The organism is Blattabacterium cuenoti (assembly GCF_014251735.1).
GTDB lineage: Bacteria > Bacteroidota > Bacteroidia > Flavobacteriales > Blattabacteriaceae > Blattabacterium > Blattabacterium cuenoti_C.
In genome coordinates, this window is sequence record NZ_CP059197.1 from 14,703 (window position 1) to 29,486 (window position 14,784).

14 protein-coding genes are annotated in these 14,784 nt (G+C 26.0%); 9 read left to right on the plus strand and 5 right to left on the minus strand.

The features are described 5' to 3' along the window. Window positions 1-125: 125 nt before the first annotated feature. Both mreC and H0H60_RS00065 read right to left on the minus strand, forming a co-directional pair. Complete coding sequence (gene mreC, locus H0H60_RS00060) at window positions 126-953, minus strand: rod shape-determining protein MreC (RefSeq protein ID WP_185862706.1); 828 nt, start codon at window positions 951-953, stop codon at window positions 126-128. Between the two features lie 19 nt (window positions 954-972). Next, the gene (locus tag H0H60_RS00065) at window positions 973-2,010 is read right to left on the minus strand and encodes a rod shape-determining protein (protein ID WP_185862707.1); all 1,038 of its coding nucleotides are present in this window, start codon (window positions 2,008-2,010) and stop codon (window positions 973-975) included. A gap of 58 nt (window positions 2,011-2,068) precedes the next feature. Between H0H60_RS00065 and folK the strand changes: the two genes are divergently transcribed. The 7 genes from folK to H0H60_RS00100 all read left to right on the plus strand — a co-directional run bounded on the left by folK (window position 2,069) and on the right by H0H60_RS00100 (window position 10,791). Further along, the gene (gene folK / locus H0H60_RS00070) at window positions 2,069-2,632 is read left to right on the plus strand and encodes a 2-amino-4-hydroxy-6-hydroxymethyldihydropteridine diphosphokinase (RefSeq protein ID WP_185862708.1); all 564 of its coding nucleotides are present in this window, start codon (window positions 2,069-2,071) and stop codon (window positions 2,630-2,632) included. Between the two features lie 72 nt (window positions 2,633-2,704). Continuing rightward, a complete protein-coding gene (locus tag H0H60_RS00075; RefSeq protein ID WP_238784902.1) occupies window positions 2,705-4,954 on the plus strand; it encodes a putative LPS assembly protein LptD in 2,250 nt (749 codons plus the stop codon). A 7-nt stretch (window positions 4,955-4,961) separates the two neighbouring features. After that, complete coding sequence (locus H0H60_RS00080; protein ID WP_185862709.1) at window positions 4,962-5,348, plus strand: RidA family protein; 387 nt, start codon at window positions 4,962-4,964, stop codon at window positions 5,346-5,348. 43 nt (window positions 5,349-5,391) lie between these two features. Beyond that, the gene (locus tag H0H60_RS00085; RefSeq protein WP_185862710.1) at window positions 5,392-7,083 is read left to right on the plus strand and encodes an OstA-like protein; all 1,692 of its coding nucleotides are present in this window, start codon (window positions 5,392-5,394) and stop codon (window positions 7,081-7,083) included. Between the two features lie 6 nt (window positions 7,084-7,089). Beyond that, window positions 7,090-8,283 carry an aspartate aminotransferase family protein gene (locus tag H0H60_RS00090; protein ID WP_185862711.1) on the plus strand — a complete coding sequence of 398 codons (1,194 nt, stop codon included), beginning with the start codon at window positions 7,090-7,092 and terminating at the stop codon, window positions 8,281-8,283. Window positions 8,284-8,317: 34 nt separating this feature from the next. Continuing rightward, complete coding sequence (truA, locus tag H0H60_RS00095; RefSeq protein WP_185862712.1) at window positions 8,318-9,061, plus strand: tRNA pseudouridine(38-40) synthase TruA; 744 nt, start codon at window positions 8,318-8,320, stop codon at window positions 9,059-9,061. Then, complete coding sequence (locus H0H60_RS00100; protein ID WP_185862713.1) at window positions 9,058-10,791, plus strand: ABC transporter ATP-binding protein; 1,734 nt, start codon at window positions 9,058-9,060, stop codon at window positions 10,789-10,791. Before truA ends, H0H60_RS00100 begins: the two co-directional genes overlap by 4 nt. Window positions 10,792-10,793: 2 nt before the next feature. Here the strand turns inward: H0H60_RS00100 and H0H60_RS00105 are convergent, their stop codons facing one another. Continuing rightward, entirely contained in the window at window positions 10,794-11,990 is a 1,197-nt protein-coding gene (locus tag H0H60_RS00105) for a peptidylprolyl isomerase (protein WP_238784903.1), read from the minus strand. A gap of 123 nt (window positions 11,991-12,113) precedes the next feature. On the opposite strand from H0H60_RS00105, the gene lptB reads away from it, so the two are divergent. Together lptB and H0H60_RS00115 are read left to right on the plus strand one after the other, a co-directional pair. After that, window positions 12,114-12,857 carry an LPS export ABC transporter ATP-binding protein gene (lptB, locus tag H0H60_RS00110; RefSeq protein WP_185862715.1) on the plus strand — a complete coding sequence of 248 codons (744 nt, stop codon included), beginning with the start codon at window positions 12,114-12,116 and terminating at the stop codon, window positions 12,855-12,857. Beyond that, complete coding sequence (locus H0H60_RS00115) at window positions 12,854-13,483, plus strand: thiamine diphosphokinase (RefSeq protein WP_185862716.1); 630 nt, start codon at window positions 12,854-12,856, stop codon at window positions 13,481-13,483. The genes lptB and H0H60_RS00115 overlap by 4 nt, the downstream gene beginning before the upstream one ends. A 53-nt stretch (window positions 13,484-13,536) precedes the next feature. On the opposite strand, the gene H0H60_RS00120 is transcribed toward H0H60_RS00115, so the two are convergent. After that, window positions 13,537-13,728, minus strand: coding sequence for a hypothetical protein (locus H0H60_RS00120; RefSeq protein WP_185862991.1), 192 nt, complete (start codon window positions 13,726-13,728; stop codon window positions 13,537-13,539). Window positions 13,729-13,821: 93 nt separating this feature from the next. After that, the gene (gene mdh / locus H0H60_RS00125; protein ID WP_185862717.1) at window positions 13,822-14,760 is read right to left on the minus strand and encodes a malate dehydrogenase; all 939 of its coding nucleotides are present in this window, start codon (window positions 14,758-14,760) and stop codon (window positions 13,822-13,824) included. Between the last annotated feature and the right edge of the window lie 24 nt (window positions 14,761-14,784).

The following is a 14,784-nucleotide window of genomic DNA, read 5'->3' on the forward strand; positions in this document are numbered from 1 at the left end:
AAATATAAAAAGTATATATATATAAGTATACCATCCAAAAAATATAGGATTTAATATAGATATTTGAATTAAGCAAAGAATAAAAATGTAAAAAACGTGTACAAGGAAACTTTTGATAGAATTCATTATTTATGTTCAACTTTATAAAGTTGAATATTATTCCATTCTTTCTTAAATAAATTTTTTACTACATAAGCATTTTCTATGGTTGAAAAATTGGAAAAAAGTTTAACTGTTATAACATAATTGGCGTGTTCTTCATCAAATCTATAAGAAGAAACTTTTCCTATAGGGATTCCCTCAGGAAAAGTAGCTGATTTTCCATCTGTTTCTACAATATCTCCCTTAGAAAAAACGGAATGTCTAGGAATATCATATAAAACAACATGTTCATGGTCCAATCCATCCCAACTAACCGTTCCAAAATATTTGTTTTTCCTCAACCTCGCATTCACTTTAATTTTTGGATTCAAAAGAGAAATAGCAATACTAAAATGTGGAGATGTTTTTATAATAATTCCTGCAATTCCATCAGATAAAATTATCCCCATATCTATTTTTATCCCATCTAAACTTCCTTTATTAATAGTTATATAATTTTCCTGTTCATGAATGCTATTATTGATAATTTTTACAGGAGTATAAATATACTGTTGTAAATATTCTACATTTTCTTCTTTAAAATCTTTAGTTGTTTTTTTTATTTTAGAATAAATAGACGCATGACGCAATCTGATATTTTCTTTTATAAGTTTTTGATTTTCAATTTCTAATAAAAAATAACTACGTAATCGATAAATAGTTTCATAAATCTTTCCAAGAAGAAAGCTAGAAGATCCTGTATAGATTGGAAAATTATTTTTTGAAAAAGAAAGAAAAAGAGCTGAGGATTCTAAAAAAATGAAAAAAATAAAAAAACGCCATTTTAAAAAAAAATTCAAAAGTTCACGCATAATATAAACCCCCCTTATTCTATTTCATTAAAAATGTAAATTTATCAATATTTTTTAAAGCGACACCCGTTCCTTTCACTACAGCTCTCAAAGGATCCTCTACTAAAGAAACAGAAAGACCCGTTTTTTTAGAAATTCTTTTATCTAAACCTCTTAAAAGAGAACCTCCACCTGCCATATATATACCTGTTTTGTAAATATCTGCAGCAAGTTCTGGAGGTGTTCGAGAAAGCGTTTCCATAACTGCATCTTCAATGCGTAAAATAGATTTATCCAGTGCAGGAATAGTTTCTTTATAAGAAATATTCATTTCTTTAGGTTTTCCTGTAGGAAGATCTCTTCCTTGTATATGAATATCTTCCGGAGGGTTTTCAATAGTTTCTATAGCTGAACCTATATCTATTTTAATTTTTTCTGCAGTTCTTTCTCCTATGTATAAATTATATTTAGTACGAAGAAAATAAGCTATATCATTAGTAAAAACATCTCCAGCTATTTTAATAGATTTTTGACAAACAATTCCACCTAAAGCTATCACTCCACATTCTGTAGTTCCCCCACCAATATCAATAATCATATTTCCTTCAGCTTTAGTTACCGAAATTCCAGAACCAATAGCTGCTGCCATAGGTTCTTCAATTAAATATACTTCTTTTGCATTAAGATGTTGTGCTGAATCTTTTACGGCTCTTTTTTCTACTTCCGTAATCCCGGATGGAATACAAATGACCATAGTTAGAGATGGGGTAAACAATTTTTTATTGATACCTGGAACTTTTTGAATAAATTCTCTTATCATCAACTCTGCAACTTGGTAATCTGCAATAACCCCATCTTTTAACGGCTTATAAATCTTAATATTATCATGCGTTTTCCCTTGCATTTGTTTGGCTTCTTCTCCTACTGCTAACACTTTTTTAGTTCTTACATCTATGGCAATTATAGAAGGTAAATCTACAATCACCTTATTGTTATGCATGATAAGAGTATTCGCCGTACCTAAATCTATGGCTATTTCTTGAGTAAATAGATTCTTCATAAAGTCAACTAAACCCATTGATATTTTTTTATAAAAATATTCGCTTAATTTAAATAAAAAAATAACTTCATTAAAAATGCAGTTTTTCAGTATATTACTAAAAAACGAATTTTATTTGTTGAAAGAACATGATATTTTCTTGTTGCAAGGAAGCAATAAGGATAATAAAAAAAAGTATTTAGAAGATTCCTTGGTATTAATTTCTAAAGAAATAGGAAAAGTAATTAAAAAATCCTCTTATTTTGAAAGTGAAGCTTGGAATATGAGTAAAAATACATCCACTTTTTATAATAGAGCTTTACATATAAAAACTTTGTATTCTCCCATGGAAATTTTAGAAAAAATATATCATATTGAATTGATATTCGGAAGAAAATATAAATCTATTACGGATCAAAATGATTTTGATGAAAAAAAAAAGTATAAGGATAGAGAAATAGATATAGATATTTTGTTTTACGATCATCTTATAATGCACAGTTCGGTTTTAACTATTCCACATCCTTTATTACATTTTCGTAGATTCGCTCTAGAACCTATGTGTGAAATATCACCAAGAAAATATCATCCCGTATTTCATATTACTCTATTAGAGATATTAGGTTTGTGTGCGGATAAATTTAAAACAAGAAGGATATAAAGAATATAATTGAAAAGGGAAAAGAAAAAAGGCTTTTTATGATATAGTTATTATTTAAGAAATTTAATTCAGTTGCCTAGGACTATAATATTTTTATTTTTTTTATTCCCTATTTTTAGTTATGCAAAAGAGGAAAATAAGAATTCTATATCCTTTTCTGAATCAAAAATAGAGAAGTTTGATAAGGATAAGTATTTAAATATAGTCAAATATCATTCTGATATTCAAGAACATAATATAGAACAAGGAAAATCTTATTTAAATGGAAATGCTTTGATAGAATATATTGATACAAAAATTGAAGCAGATAGGATAGAGTTTAATTGGAAAAAGGGATATATATACGCTACAGGAAAAAAAAACCATCCAATTTATCTCCAAAAAGGAGATAGAAAGTATTCTGTTTACAGATTTTTTCATCTAGATTTAGGTGAAAAAAAATGGAATGCTAAGGAAATATATATCCAAGAAAAAGATCACGTAATTATAGCCAATAGTATAAAGGAAGAAAATAATTACAGTTTAATGGAAAAAGTAATATATACCGCAGATCCACTATTTATAGAAAAAAAGGATATAAATCCAGACTTTTATTTGAAAACCAATTATTTGAAATATTTTCATAAAAAAAAGTCTATTCTAACTGGACCTGTCTTTTTTTATTTATATCAAGTTCCAATTCCTATAGTATTTCCATTTTTATATATCCATGATGGGATATCTTCTTCTTATGGAATTCATTTTCCTCGGTTTGGAATTAAGAACAAGAAAATTTACATAGAAAACATAGGAATTTTTTTTCCTATTTCCAATTATTTCAATTGTATAATTAACGGTTCTATGTATGGAATTGACAAATGGAAATTAAAGACAGAAGTGGAATATAAATTAAAATCTGGAGATAATGGATCCATTTTTTTTGATTATCAATCCGTATCCAAAAAAGATTTTGATTATCAATTAAAATGGAAACATGATCAAGATATTAAATCCAATTCTAAAATAAAATTTAATGCAGATATAAATTATCATAATAAATTTACTACAAAAACAAATTCATTCATAAATCATGAAGTAAATATTTCTAATCTTAGCGTAAGAAAAAAATTTCAAGAATCTTTTTTAAGTATGGAGGCTTATATGATTCAAAATATCCATAAAGGGGAGATGCATTTAAAAGTTCCAAAAATTAATCTTTCCATTCGAAAAAGACCTTTTATTATAAATAAAAATCCGTTTTTACGTCAATTCATGATGGATTATCAAGTTTTGGCATATAATTCTATCTATCCAAATAAAATAGAAAAAAAAATAGATATTCAAACTGAAATCAATAATACGATAAACTTATCTACCTATTTCCCTGTTCATTATTATCCTTATTTAAAAATTTCTCCAAAAATTCATTATAAAGGATCTTATACATGGTATTTTTTTTCTTGTAAATCTTTATTTCAAACAATAGATCTATCCATGGATATATTATTTCCTTCTATGGAAAGGATACTTATAATGAAGAAAAAGTATTTCTTATTGAGATATAAAATGGAACCGATCTTGTCTTTCAATTTTGGATCAAATTTCCCTATTTTTATTCATCATGAGAATAAAAACCCTATTAAAAAAAGAATACATCTAACCATAGATAATAATTTGGAATTAAAAATCAAAAATAATAGAGAATATGAAAAAATAAAAATACTTGAATCATTTCAAATGAGATCATCCTATATCTTTGAGGAAGAATTATTGAAATGGGAAAACTTATATTTTACGGGATATACCGATTTTACGAAATATTTAGGAATAAAATATGAAGGAAGAATAGATTTCTATGAAAAAGAAAATTGCAAATCAATTTTTTTGGATAAAAAAAAATTCAAATTCGATTTGTCACTTCGTTATCACTTGATAAAAAATCAAATGAAATTATTGGATGAAAAAAAAGGAATTAATCTTTATGAATGCTTTTTTTTCGATAAGGATCATTATGCAAAATATCCAATTCCATTGGATTTAAGAATTGATTTTAATTCAAATTATGAAAACAATAATAATAAACCTTATTCATTGAATAATACTTATTTAAGTATAAATGGATCTATAGGTTTAACCAAATATTGGGATATAGAGATTCACGCAGATTATGATCTTTTAAAAAAAAGAATAACTTTTGCTAACATAATATTTTACAGAGATTTAAGAAGTTTTAAAATGAATTTTAACTGGTCTCCCATTGGAAAAACTACTTTTTGGTCTTTTTTTATTGGAATAAAAGATTCAAATTTAAGCCATATTATACAGTATAAGGAAACTAATTAATAATAACATGAAGCCAAAAACATTTTCCATAAAAAAAATATCTTCTTTTGGACCATACAGTACATGCGTCCTAATAGAAAATTTTCTGTTTATTTCTGGACAAATAGCCGTTGATCCAGATACTGGAAAATTAGTTGATGAAACTATAGAAATGGAAACGGAAAGAGTTATGAAAAACTTACAAATTATTCTTTCCGAAATTGGAATCGATTTTCAACACGTTATAAAATCTTCCATTTTTGTAAAAAAAATGGAAGATTTCCCAAAAATAAATTATTCATATTCAAAATTTTTTCCAATAGGATATTATCCTGCTAGAGAAACTATCCAAGTTTCTGGGTTGCCAAAAGATGCGAACATAGAAATATCCTTAATAGCATATAAAAAAAATTAAACATGGAGATTCTATTTTATTTTTGAATTGAAATGAAGAAGAGATGAATTCAAAATGTTGTTTTTTTTTATTAGGATTCATTCTCCTTTTTTTCTATCAAGGGATCTCTAAGGAAAAAAAAAAAATACAAATAAAACTAATTCATGCCGATTTTATACAAAAGAATGAAAAAAATGCTTTTTTACTCATAGGACATGTTCATTTTCAACATAATGGATATAAACTTTTTTGTGATAGAGCTATCTATTACAAAAATAGTAATCTATTTTCCGGATATGGAAATGTTCAATTAAAATCAGATAAAAACAAAATATTTTCTCAGGAAATAGAATATCATGGAAATAGTAAGAACCTGAAGGTTTCAGGGAAGGTAGTTTTATTTCAAGAAAATATAAAATTAACAGCAAATGCAATTAATTATAATTTTCGGAAAAAAATTTTTCATGCTATCAAAAACGTTGTTTTACTCTTCCATGAATTCAAATTATCTACCAATATTTTAGAATACAATCTGCATCTTAAAAAGATTTCTTATAAAAAAGGTGGTTTTGTTTTTTATAAAGATTCAGCTCTATATAGTAAAGAAGGGAATTTTTTTCCTGTAGAAAAAAAGGCAAAACTAAAATTGGAAGTAAAATTAATACTTAGCAAAAAATATACAGTATATTCCAATGCTATGGAATATCTATTCCAAAAAAATAAAATAAATTTCCCTAGTCCTACTATTATAATAGAAAGGAATAATACAGATAATTTTATCTATACAAAGGAAGGATCTTTTTTTTCCAAAGAAGAAATTTTTTTATCCAAAAAATATTGTAGGATTCATTACAATGGAAAAATTGTAGCAGGAGATTATTTATTTTTCGATCACAAGAAAAAATATGGATTTATCAAAAATGTATTTTTAGAAGATACAAAAAAAAAATCCTATATAATAGGAGGTAATGGTTATTACGATTTGGTTTCGGGATTAATTTCTTTAAAAAACCATCCCGTATCTGTAATAAAAATATCTGCAGATGATTCTATCTTTCTTTATTCAGATGCTATAAAAATATACTTCAAAAATGATTCTGCATACTTAATTCAAGTTTTTTCTGTTAAAGGTCTTTTTATGAATGAAAATATTCAAGGAAAAAGTGATTACTTGATATACAAAAAATTAAATCATTCCATTGATTTTTATGGAAATCCTATTTTTTGGATAAATAATCAACAATTTTCTGGAGATTTTATATCTATTCATCTTAAAAGAGATTTTTTATTAGATTATTTAAAAATTTTCAAAAATGCCTTATACATAAAAAAAACAAATTCAAATGAATTTAATCAAATACAAGGAGAAATTATGATAGGTTTTTTTCATCCAAAAAATATTTTATCAAAAATTTTGATTAAAGGAAATGTGAAAAGTGTTATTTCCCATTATTTATTTCATAATAAGGAAAATATAAAGAAAATAATTAATAAATCTTCTTGTGGAATGATCTACATGGATTTAGAGGAAGGAAAAAAAATAAAAAAAATTTCCTGTATAAATAATGCTAATTCAGAACTCTTATTTTTGCATAATCCCAGTTTGAATGAGCCTATTTTTATTCCTAACTTTTCCTGGAGAGAAAAAGAAAAACCTAAAAATGAAAAATATTTTATCTATAAAAAAATGGAAAAATATCGAAAAGAAAGTTTATTGGAAAAAAAAGAAATCAAACAAATAATAAAATACAATTAAATTCTTATGAAAGGATTAGAAAATGATTTTATGCAATATCAGACTCAAGTGCTCACTAATCCTATGAAAATTAGGGTAGATTATGCAGATGGTCATTATATTTACGGAAAAGATGGTAAAAAATATTTAGATTTTGTGGCAGGTGTTTCTGTCAATACCTTCGGATATGGAAATAAAAAAATCAAAGATGCTATAAAAAAACAAGTAGAAAAATATTTGCATACCATGGTCTATGGTGAATTCATACAGGAACCTTGTGTACAACTTTGTAAAAAGTTAGCAGAAAATACTCCATATCCGTTAAAGAAAACTTATTTACTAACGTCTGGAACGGAAGCTGTAGAAGGTGCATTGAAATTAGCTAAGGGTTATACTGGAAGAGAAGAAATCATATCTTGTAAATGGGCTTATCATGGGAGTACTCATGGATCTATGAGTATTATGGGGAATGAAAACTACAAAAGGTCTTTCAGACCTCTACTTCCCCTCATTAAATTTATTACATTTAATAAAATCGAAGAATTAACTTCTTCGATTACAGAAAAAACAGCTTGTGTTATTTTAGAAACGATACAATGTTCTTCTGGGGTGACATTGCCTAAAAATTCTTTTCTCAAAGAAGTAAAGAAAAAATGTGAAGAAAAAAATGCTTTAATGATATTGGATGAAATACAAACAGGATTTGGAAGAACAGGGAAACTTTTTGCCTTTGAACATTATGGAATAGTTCCGGATATTCTAATAATGGGAAAAGGAATGGGAGGAGGAATGCCTATAAGTGGATTTATGTCATCTGATGAAATCATGAAATTTTTTTCTGATCGTGTTTCTTTGGGTCATCTAAGCACTTTTGGGGGGAATCCTGTATCAGCTGCAGCTTCTTTAACTACACTAAATCAACTTATTGATTCTAATATTATGGAAGATATTTCTTTAAAAGAAAAATGGATAAGAAAATATTTAGTTCATGATCAAATTAAAAATATTCATGGAAAAGGACTTCTTTTATCTTTGGAATTGGAAAATAAAAATTATGCTCAAAAAGTATTAGAATCTTGTTTAAAAAAAGGATTAATTCTATTTCGTTTTTTATTTCATAGTAGTTCTTTACGTATTTCTCCTCCGTTAACTATTACAGAAAAAGAAATTCAAGAAGGATGTTCTATGATTAGAGAATCTTTGAACGATCTTAGAAAGTAAAATGTTTTTTCTTTTTTTTTAAAAAAAAATGTAATTGAGATTTTTTATTGAATTATCGTATAATGGGAAACCCTATCATGGATGGCAAATTCAGAATAAAGTAAATTCTGTAGAAGGACAATTAGAATATTGTTTATCTAAATTATTAAATACTTCTATAAATATAGTAGGAGCAGGGAGAACAGACAGAGGAGTTCATGCCAAACAAATGTTTGCACATTTTGATTTCGAAGAAAAGATAAGTAGTAATTTTGTTAATAGATTAAATCTTTTTTTGCCTAAATCTATTTATGTATCCAATATTTTCCCAGTTAAAAAACATATTCATGCCAGATTTCATGCATTAAGCCGGACTTATAAATACTATTTGACAAGTGAAAAAAATCCATTTTTTCAAGATTTTTCTTGGCATTGTTTCTATCCATTAGATATTCAAAGAATGAATCAAGCTTCTCAAATTTTAATGAAATATAAAGATTTTAGTTCTTTTTGTAAAAAGAACAAGAATAAAAAAAATAATATATGTGATATATATCATGCTGATTGGTCAATAAATAAGATTCATTTTTGTTTTACTATTGAAGCTAATCGTTTTTTAAGAAATATGGTTAGATCCATAATTGGTACATTGATTGATGTAGGAAGAGTAAAAATTAGCATAAATAAATTTATAAAAATTATAGAGTTAAAAGATCCTACCTCTTGTAGTAGTCCTTCCGTTCCTGCATGTGGTTTGTTTCTTACTAAAATTATTTATCCAGAAGACATTTTTCTATGAAAAAAAATTTAAAAAAAGAAAAATCTTCCTTAAAACAACTTTTAAAAATTAGTTTAAATTACAAACTTATATTAATAGTTACAGTAGGCATTTCTATATTAATATCTTTTATATCTGCTTATCGTCCTAAATTGATACAAAAGGCTATAGACGTTCATATAGTTTATAAGGATTTTTTTGGTCTGAAAAACATTTTAATATGGATTATTTTACTCCTTTTCTTAGAAAGTATATTTCATTTTATTTTATTATATCTATCTAATATACTAGCCCAAAATGTTATAAAAAAAATAAGAATTCAATTGTTTGAAAAATTACTACATTTCAATAATTCTTTTTTTAGTAAAACCCCAATTGGAAAACTAGTTTCTTATTCCGTTTCAGACATAGAAACTATTACTGTCATATTTAATGATGGAATACTACTTGTATCTGGAGATGTTTTAAGAATCATGATGATTATTATTATGATGTATACGGTACATAAAGAGTTATCCTTTATAGTTTTTTTAACAATCCCCTTTATGTACTTTATTACTCGTTTTTTTCAAAAAACATTAAAAAAAACTTTTCATGAAGAACGTGTCCAAACTTCACGTTTAAATAGTTTTTTACAAGAAAATATCATAGGAATGTCTATTATACAACTTTTTCATAAAGAAAAAGAAGAATATTTAAAATTTAAATCTATCAATCATAGATTGATGAATGCACATTTTAAAACTATTTTTTATTTTTCTATTTTTTTTCCGATAGTGGAACTTGTATCTGCAGCTACAATAAGTATTGTAATATTTTATGGAGGTTTTCATGCTATGGGAAGTGAAAATGTAAAACCTGGACAAATTATTGCTTTTATTTTTTTTATTTATCTTCTTTTTCGCCCTATGCGGCAAATAGCAGATAGATTTAACATTATACAAAGAGGAATAGCTGGCATAGAACGTATATTTTCTATATTAAACTCGGAGGAGATGATTGTTAATAAGGGAAAGATACGAATAAAAAAATTAAAAGGACATATTGTATTTAATAATGTTTATTTTTCCTATGTTGATGGAGAAACAGTATTGAAAGGAATTTCTTTTGAAATAAAACCTGGAGAAAAAATAGCCATAGTAGGGTCTACAGGTTCTGGAAAATCTACTATAACACATTTAATTTCTAGATTATACGATATAAAAAAAGGAAAAATTCTAATTGATGGACATTGTATTCAAGATATTGAGCTAAAAAATCTAAGATCTCATATAAGAGTAGTCACACAGGATACCTTTTTATTTAATGATTCGATTATCAATAATATTACCTTAGGCGATCCTTCAATTAGTGTAGAAAAAATAGAAAAAATGGCAAAAAAAATAGGAATACATAGTTTTATTACATCTTTACCTCACGAATATAAATACATTGTAAAAGAAAGAGGAGGAATATTATCACTTGGAGAAAAACAATTGATTGCTTTTTTAAGAGTCCAAATGCATCCTTATTCTATACTGATCTTAGATGAAGCGACCGCATCTTTAAATAAAGAATTAGAAAAACTGATCTATCATGCTACAGATAGTTTAACTAAAAATAAAACTTCAATTATTATCACTCATCGTCTTTCTACGTTAGAAAACGCTGATAAAATTTTAGTGATAAACAAAGGTCATCTTGTAGAAAAAGGAAGTCATAAGGAATTAATTCAATTAAATGGATACTATGCAGGTTTATTCAATAAGTAATCTTATTTACCTGGACAAGGATACTCTATTCTTAGATAAGTTTTTTTTAACTGATTTTTTATCCAATTTTGTATTTTTTCTTCTTGCTTTATATTCATGACTAAATTTTTTAATTCAGTATAATTTTCTTTAAAAGAAATAGGATGAGAAGGTTTACGTTTTAATAATTGGACTATGAAAAAAATTTCTTTTCCATTTACAATTTCTTTATAAGGTTCAGTAATTTCTCCATCTTTTAAATTTTGTAATGCTATTTTCAAATTTTTTGATATTTGATTTTCTTCAAACCAAACTTGTTTCCATACAGAATGATTCACTATTTCATTATACAATAAAGGTTTTTCATTTGAAATGGTTTCGAAAGAAATTTCATGATTTGTAAGACGATTTTTAATTTCATTTGCAAATGATTTAGCTCTTCGTAATTCTTCTTCCGTATATTTAGGTTTGATTAAAATGTGTCTTATGTCTATTTCTTCTCCTCTTTTTTTTTCTAATTTAACTAAATGAAAACCTAAATCTGTTTCAAAAGGTTCAGATATTTGTTTTTCTTCTAAAGAAAAAACTATTCGTTCGAATTCTTTTGATATATTTTTCTTATTAATTCCATTAATAATACCTCCTTTGAATGCAGAAGAATAATCTTCTGATAATAAAATAGCTTTCATGGAAAAATCATTATCAGAATGAATTTCATTTTTTATTTTTTTCAAAAAATTCATAATTTTTTCTCGATGTTCTTTACTGAATTTTGGAGATAAAATCATATAAGAAACACAAATTTTTTTAGGAATCATAGGAAGTTTTTCTTTTTCTTTATTGAAAAAATATTTTACTTCTTCAGGAGATATATCAATATCTTCCTTCATTTTTTGATAAAACTTTTCTATATACTGATTATTTTTAATTGTTTCAGTTAATTCTTCCAAAGATAAATTTTTGTAAAAATCACTATTAACTCCCTTTAAAAATTCTTCTTTTTTTGATTGTATTTCTTGATTGTCTATTTGTATACTTGTATCTTTTTTTGCATGATAAAGTATTAATTTATGAATGATCAAATTTTCTAATCCTTTACAAGGGGGAATTTTATTATTAGAATCTAAATAATGTTTTACTTCGGAATCTAAGATAATCTCATCTCCTATGAAAGCTGTAATTCCCCCGATCTTTTCCAAAGCGTATGAAGGACAAAACATTATCAACATCAATAAAACAAAAAAATATTCTTGCTTTAACTTAAAGAAAATATTCATTCTTTATATCATAAATAAATTTGCAATTTAATAATCAAACTGATTAAAAAAAAACAATTATCAATTATGACTTTGATAACTAAAAATCTATACAAAAAATATAAAAAAAAAAACGTGGTAATAGATGTCTCTATTCGTTTAAATCGTGGAGAAATAGTGGGAATAATAGGTCCAAACGGGGCTGGAAAAACTACTTATTTCTATATGATTGTAGGAATGATTCAACCGGATAAAGGAGAAATATTTCTTAATGGAGAGAATATTACTGGATATCCCATGTATCAACGTTCTAGAAAAGGAATTGGATATTTAGCACAAGAACCATCTATTTTTAGAAAATTATCTGTGGAAGATAATATTTTATGCATATTAGAAATGCAAAAAAATTCCTATAATGAAATAAAGATAAGAACAGAAGAACTTCTTGAAGAATTTGGGTTACAGCATATACGAAAATTACAGGGAGGTATTATCTCTGGTGGAGAACGTAGACGTACTGAAATTGCTAGATGTTTAGCTATCAATCCTACGTTTATTCTTTTAGATGAACCTTTTTCTGGAATAGATCCTATAGCAATAGAAGAATTACAAAAAATTATTCTTTCTTTAAAAAAAAAAAATATTGGGATATTAATTACTGATCATAATGTTCAAGAAACTTTTCTGATAGCAGATCGCCTTTATCTCATGTTTGAAGGTAAAATTTTAAAAGATGGACCTCCTAAAAAATTAATACAAGACCCTATGGTAAAAAAAGTTTATTTGGGAAATTATTTTGTAAAAACCCATAAACATAAAAAAGATAAATGAATCATCGTTTTACAGGTCCAGAAGTAGAATTATTTCTTAATGGAGAACCACCTAATATTTGCTGCAAAAAAAATTTCTTTTATAAAAAAAAAATATTTGCGGTTGATGGAGCTTTTTACTATTTAGAAAAAATGGGAATACAAGTAGATTATCTTAGTGGAGATTTCGATTCTATTTTAAGAAAAGATATTCCATTAGGAATGGATTTTTTTGAAACAAATGATCAAAATTATACTGATTTTGATAAAGCTTTACAAATAATACATGATCAAGGTTTTTTTAATGTGAATGTTTGGGGAGCTAGTGGAAAAGAACAAGATCATTTTTTGGGAAATTTATCTACAGCTTTGAAATATAAAAGAAAGTTATCTTTAATTTTTCATGATGATTATCATTCTTATTTTTTTTCTGATAAAAAACATGTTTTTTATCAGAAAAAAAATAAGAAAATATCTCTTTTTCCATTTCCAAAAGTAGAGGGACTCCTTACTCATGGTCTAAAATATCCTATAAGTAAGGAATTATTAAAAATAGGTCAACGTATAGGAATTAGAAATGAAGCGATAGAAAACCCAATAAAAATAAGTTATCAAAAGGGAGAATTATTAATTTTCATAGAAAAATAAAAATAAGTGATTGATTTCATATAATCATTGATTATAGATAGTATTGTATGTTTTTATAAGTTCGAATAAAATGAATTATAATTACCCTTGATATTCTTGAATCCGTTTATTGAAAAGTGGACATATCCATGATAAACCACCATATGACAAACACATGCTGTTTGTTGTATAGGTATCAAAAATTCATCTATAGTAAAATTATTCCTGTATCCTGCATGATTTTTGTAAAAACTTGATCTTTCCATTCTTTTAAAAAAGACTGTATAAACTTCTTATCATATTATGATGAAGATTCTGTACTATAAACAAAACCTGATTTTTCATAATTGAAAAATCAATTAAAAATGAAAATCATCCAATTTTTTTATCATATTTTTTATATGATTAGCGGATTTTTTTAAAAGATTTCTTTCTTCTTGGTTCAGTTTTAATTCTATAATTTTTTCTATTCCTGTTTTCCCCAACATAACTGGAACTCCTAAATAAACATCTTTCAAATCATACTCTCCTTTTAAAAAAACAGAACATGATAAAATTCGTTTAGAATCCTTTATAATAGCTTCTACCATTTGCACCACGGATGCACTAGGAGCCATCCAAGCTGAAGTCCCCAATAGATTTACAATTTGTTCCCCACCTTTTTTGGTTTTTTCAATAATTACTTGATTTTTTTCTCTTGATATAAACTCCATGATAGGAATTCCTGATATCGATGTATACCTGTATAAAGGGACCATCGTATCTCCATGTCCACCTAATAATAAAGTTTGTATATCATGAGGAGAACAATTCAATTCTTTAGACAAAAAATAGCGATATCTAGCTGAATCTAAAATTCCAGCCATTCCAATCACGCGAGAATAATCCACTCTTGCTGTAAGATAAGCTACATAAGACATGACATCCAATGGATTAGAAACGATGATAAATTTTGCTTCTGGAGAAAAATAAATAGATTCTTTAGTTACAGAATGAATGATTTTTGCATTTGTATTTACTAAATCATCACGACTCATTCCAGGTTTTCTAGGTATCCCACAAGTAATAATGATGACTTCAGAATTTTTTGATTTAGAATAATCATTGGTAAAGCCAATGATATGAGTGTGAGTGTTTGAACTAATAATAGGTAACATTTGAGCTATATCTAAGCTCTTGCCTTCGGCAATTTTATCTCTTATATCTAATAAAACGATTTCATTCACGATATTTTTTTCAGCTAAAAGACTAGCACATGATGCTCCTACATTTCCCGCTCCAATAATAGTAACTTTCATTTTTTAAACGATTAAATATTTATC

What these genes read in the sequence shown, in the direction of transcription:
- mreC (WP_185862706.1), bottom strand. Translation starts at nt 953, where the DNA reads ATGCGTGAACTTTTGAATTTTTTTTTAAAATGGCGTTTTTTTATTTTT.
- H0H60_RS00065 (WP_185862707.1), bottom strand. Translation starts at nt 2,010, where the DNA reads ATGGGTTTAGTTGACTTTATGAAGAATCTATTTACTCAAGAAATAGCC.
- folK (WP_185862708.1), top strand. Translation starts at nt 2,069, where the DNA reads ATGCAGTTTTTCAGTATATTACTAAAAAACGAATTTTATTTGTTGAAA.
- H0H60_RS00080 (WP_185862709.1), top strand. Translation starts at nt 4,962, where the DNA reads ATGAAGCCAAAAACATTTTCCATAAAAAAAATATCTTCTTTTGGACCA.
- H0H60_RS00085 (WP_185862710.1), top strand. Translation starts at nt 5,392, where the DNA reads ATGAATTCAAAATGTTGTTTTTTTTTATTAGGATTCATTCTCCTTTTT.
- H0H60_RS00090 (WP_185862711.1), top strand. Translation starts at nt 7,090, where the DNA reads ATGAAAGGATTAGAAAATGATTTTATGCAATATCAGACTCAAGTGCTC.
- H0H60_RS00100 (WP_185862713.1), top strand. Translation starts at nt 9,058, where the DNA reads ATGAAAAAAAATTTAAAAAAAGAAAAATCTTCCTTAAAACAACTTTTA.
- H0H60_RS00105 (WP_238784903.1), bottom strand. Translation starts at nt 11,990, where the DNA reads ATGTTTTGTCCTTCATACGCTTTGGAAAAGATCGGGGGAATTACAGCT.
- lptB (WP_185862715.1), top strand. Translation starts at nt 12,114, where the DNA reads ATGACTTTGATAACTAAAAATCTATACAAAAAATATAAAAAAAAAAAC.
- H0H60_RS00115 (WP_185862716.1), top strand. Translation starts at nt 12,854, where the DNA reads ATGAATCATCGTTTTACAGGTCCAGAAGTAGAATTATTTCTTAATGGA.
- H0H60_RS00120 (WP_185862991.1), bottom strand. Translation starts at nt 13,728, where the DNA reads ATGGAAAGATCAAGTTTTTACAAAAATCATGCAGGATACAGGAATAAT.
- mdh (WP_185862717.1), bottom strand. Translation starts at nt 14,760, where the DNA reads ATGAAAGTTACTATTATTGGAGCGGGAAATGTAGGAGCATCATGTGCT.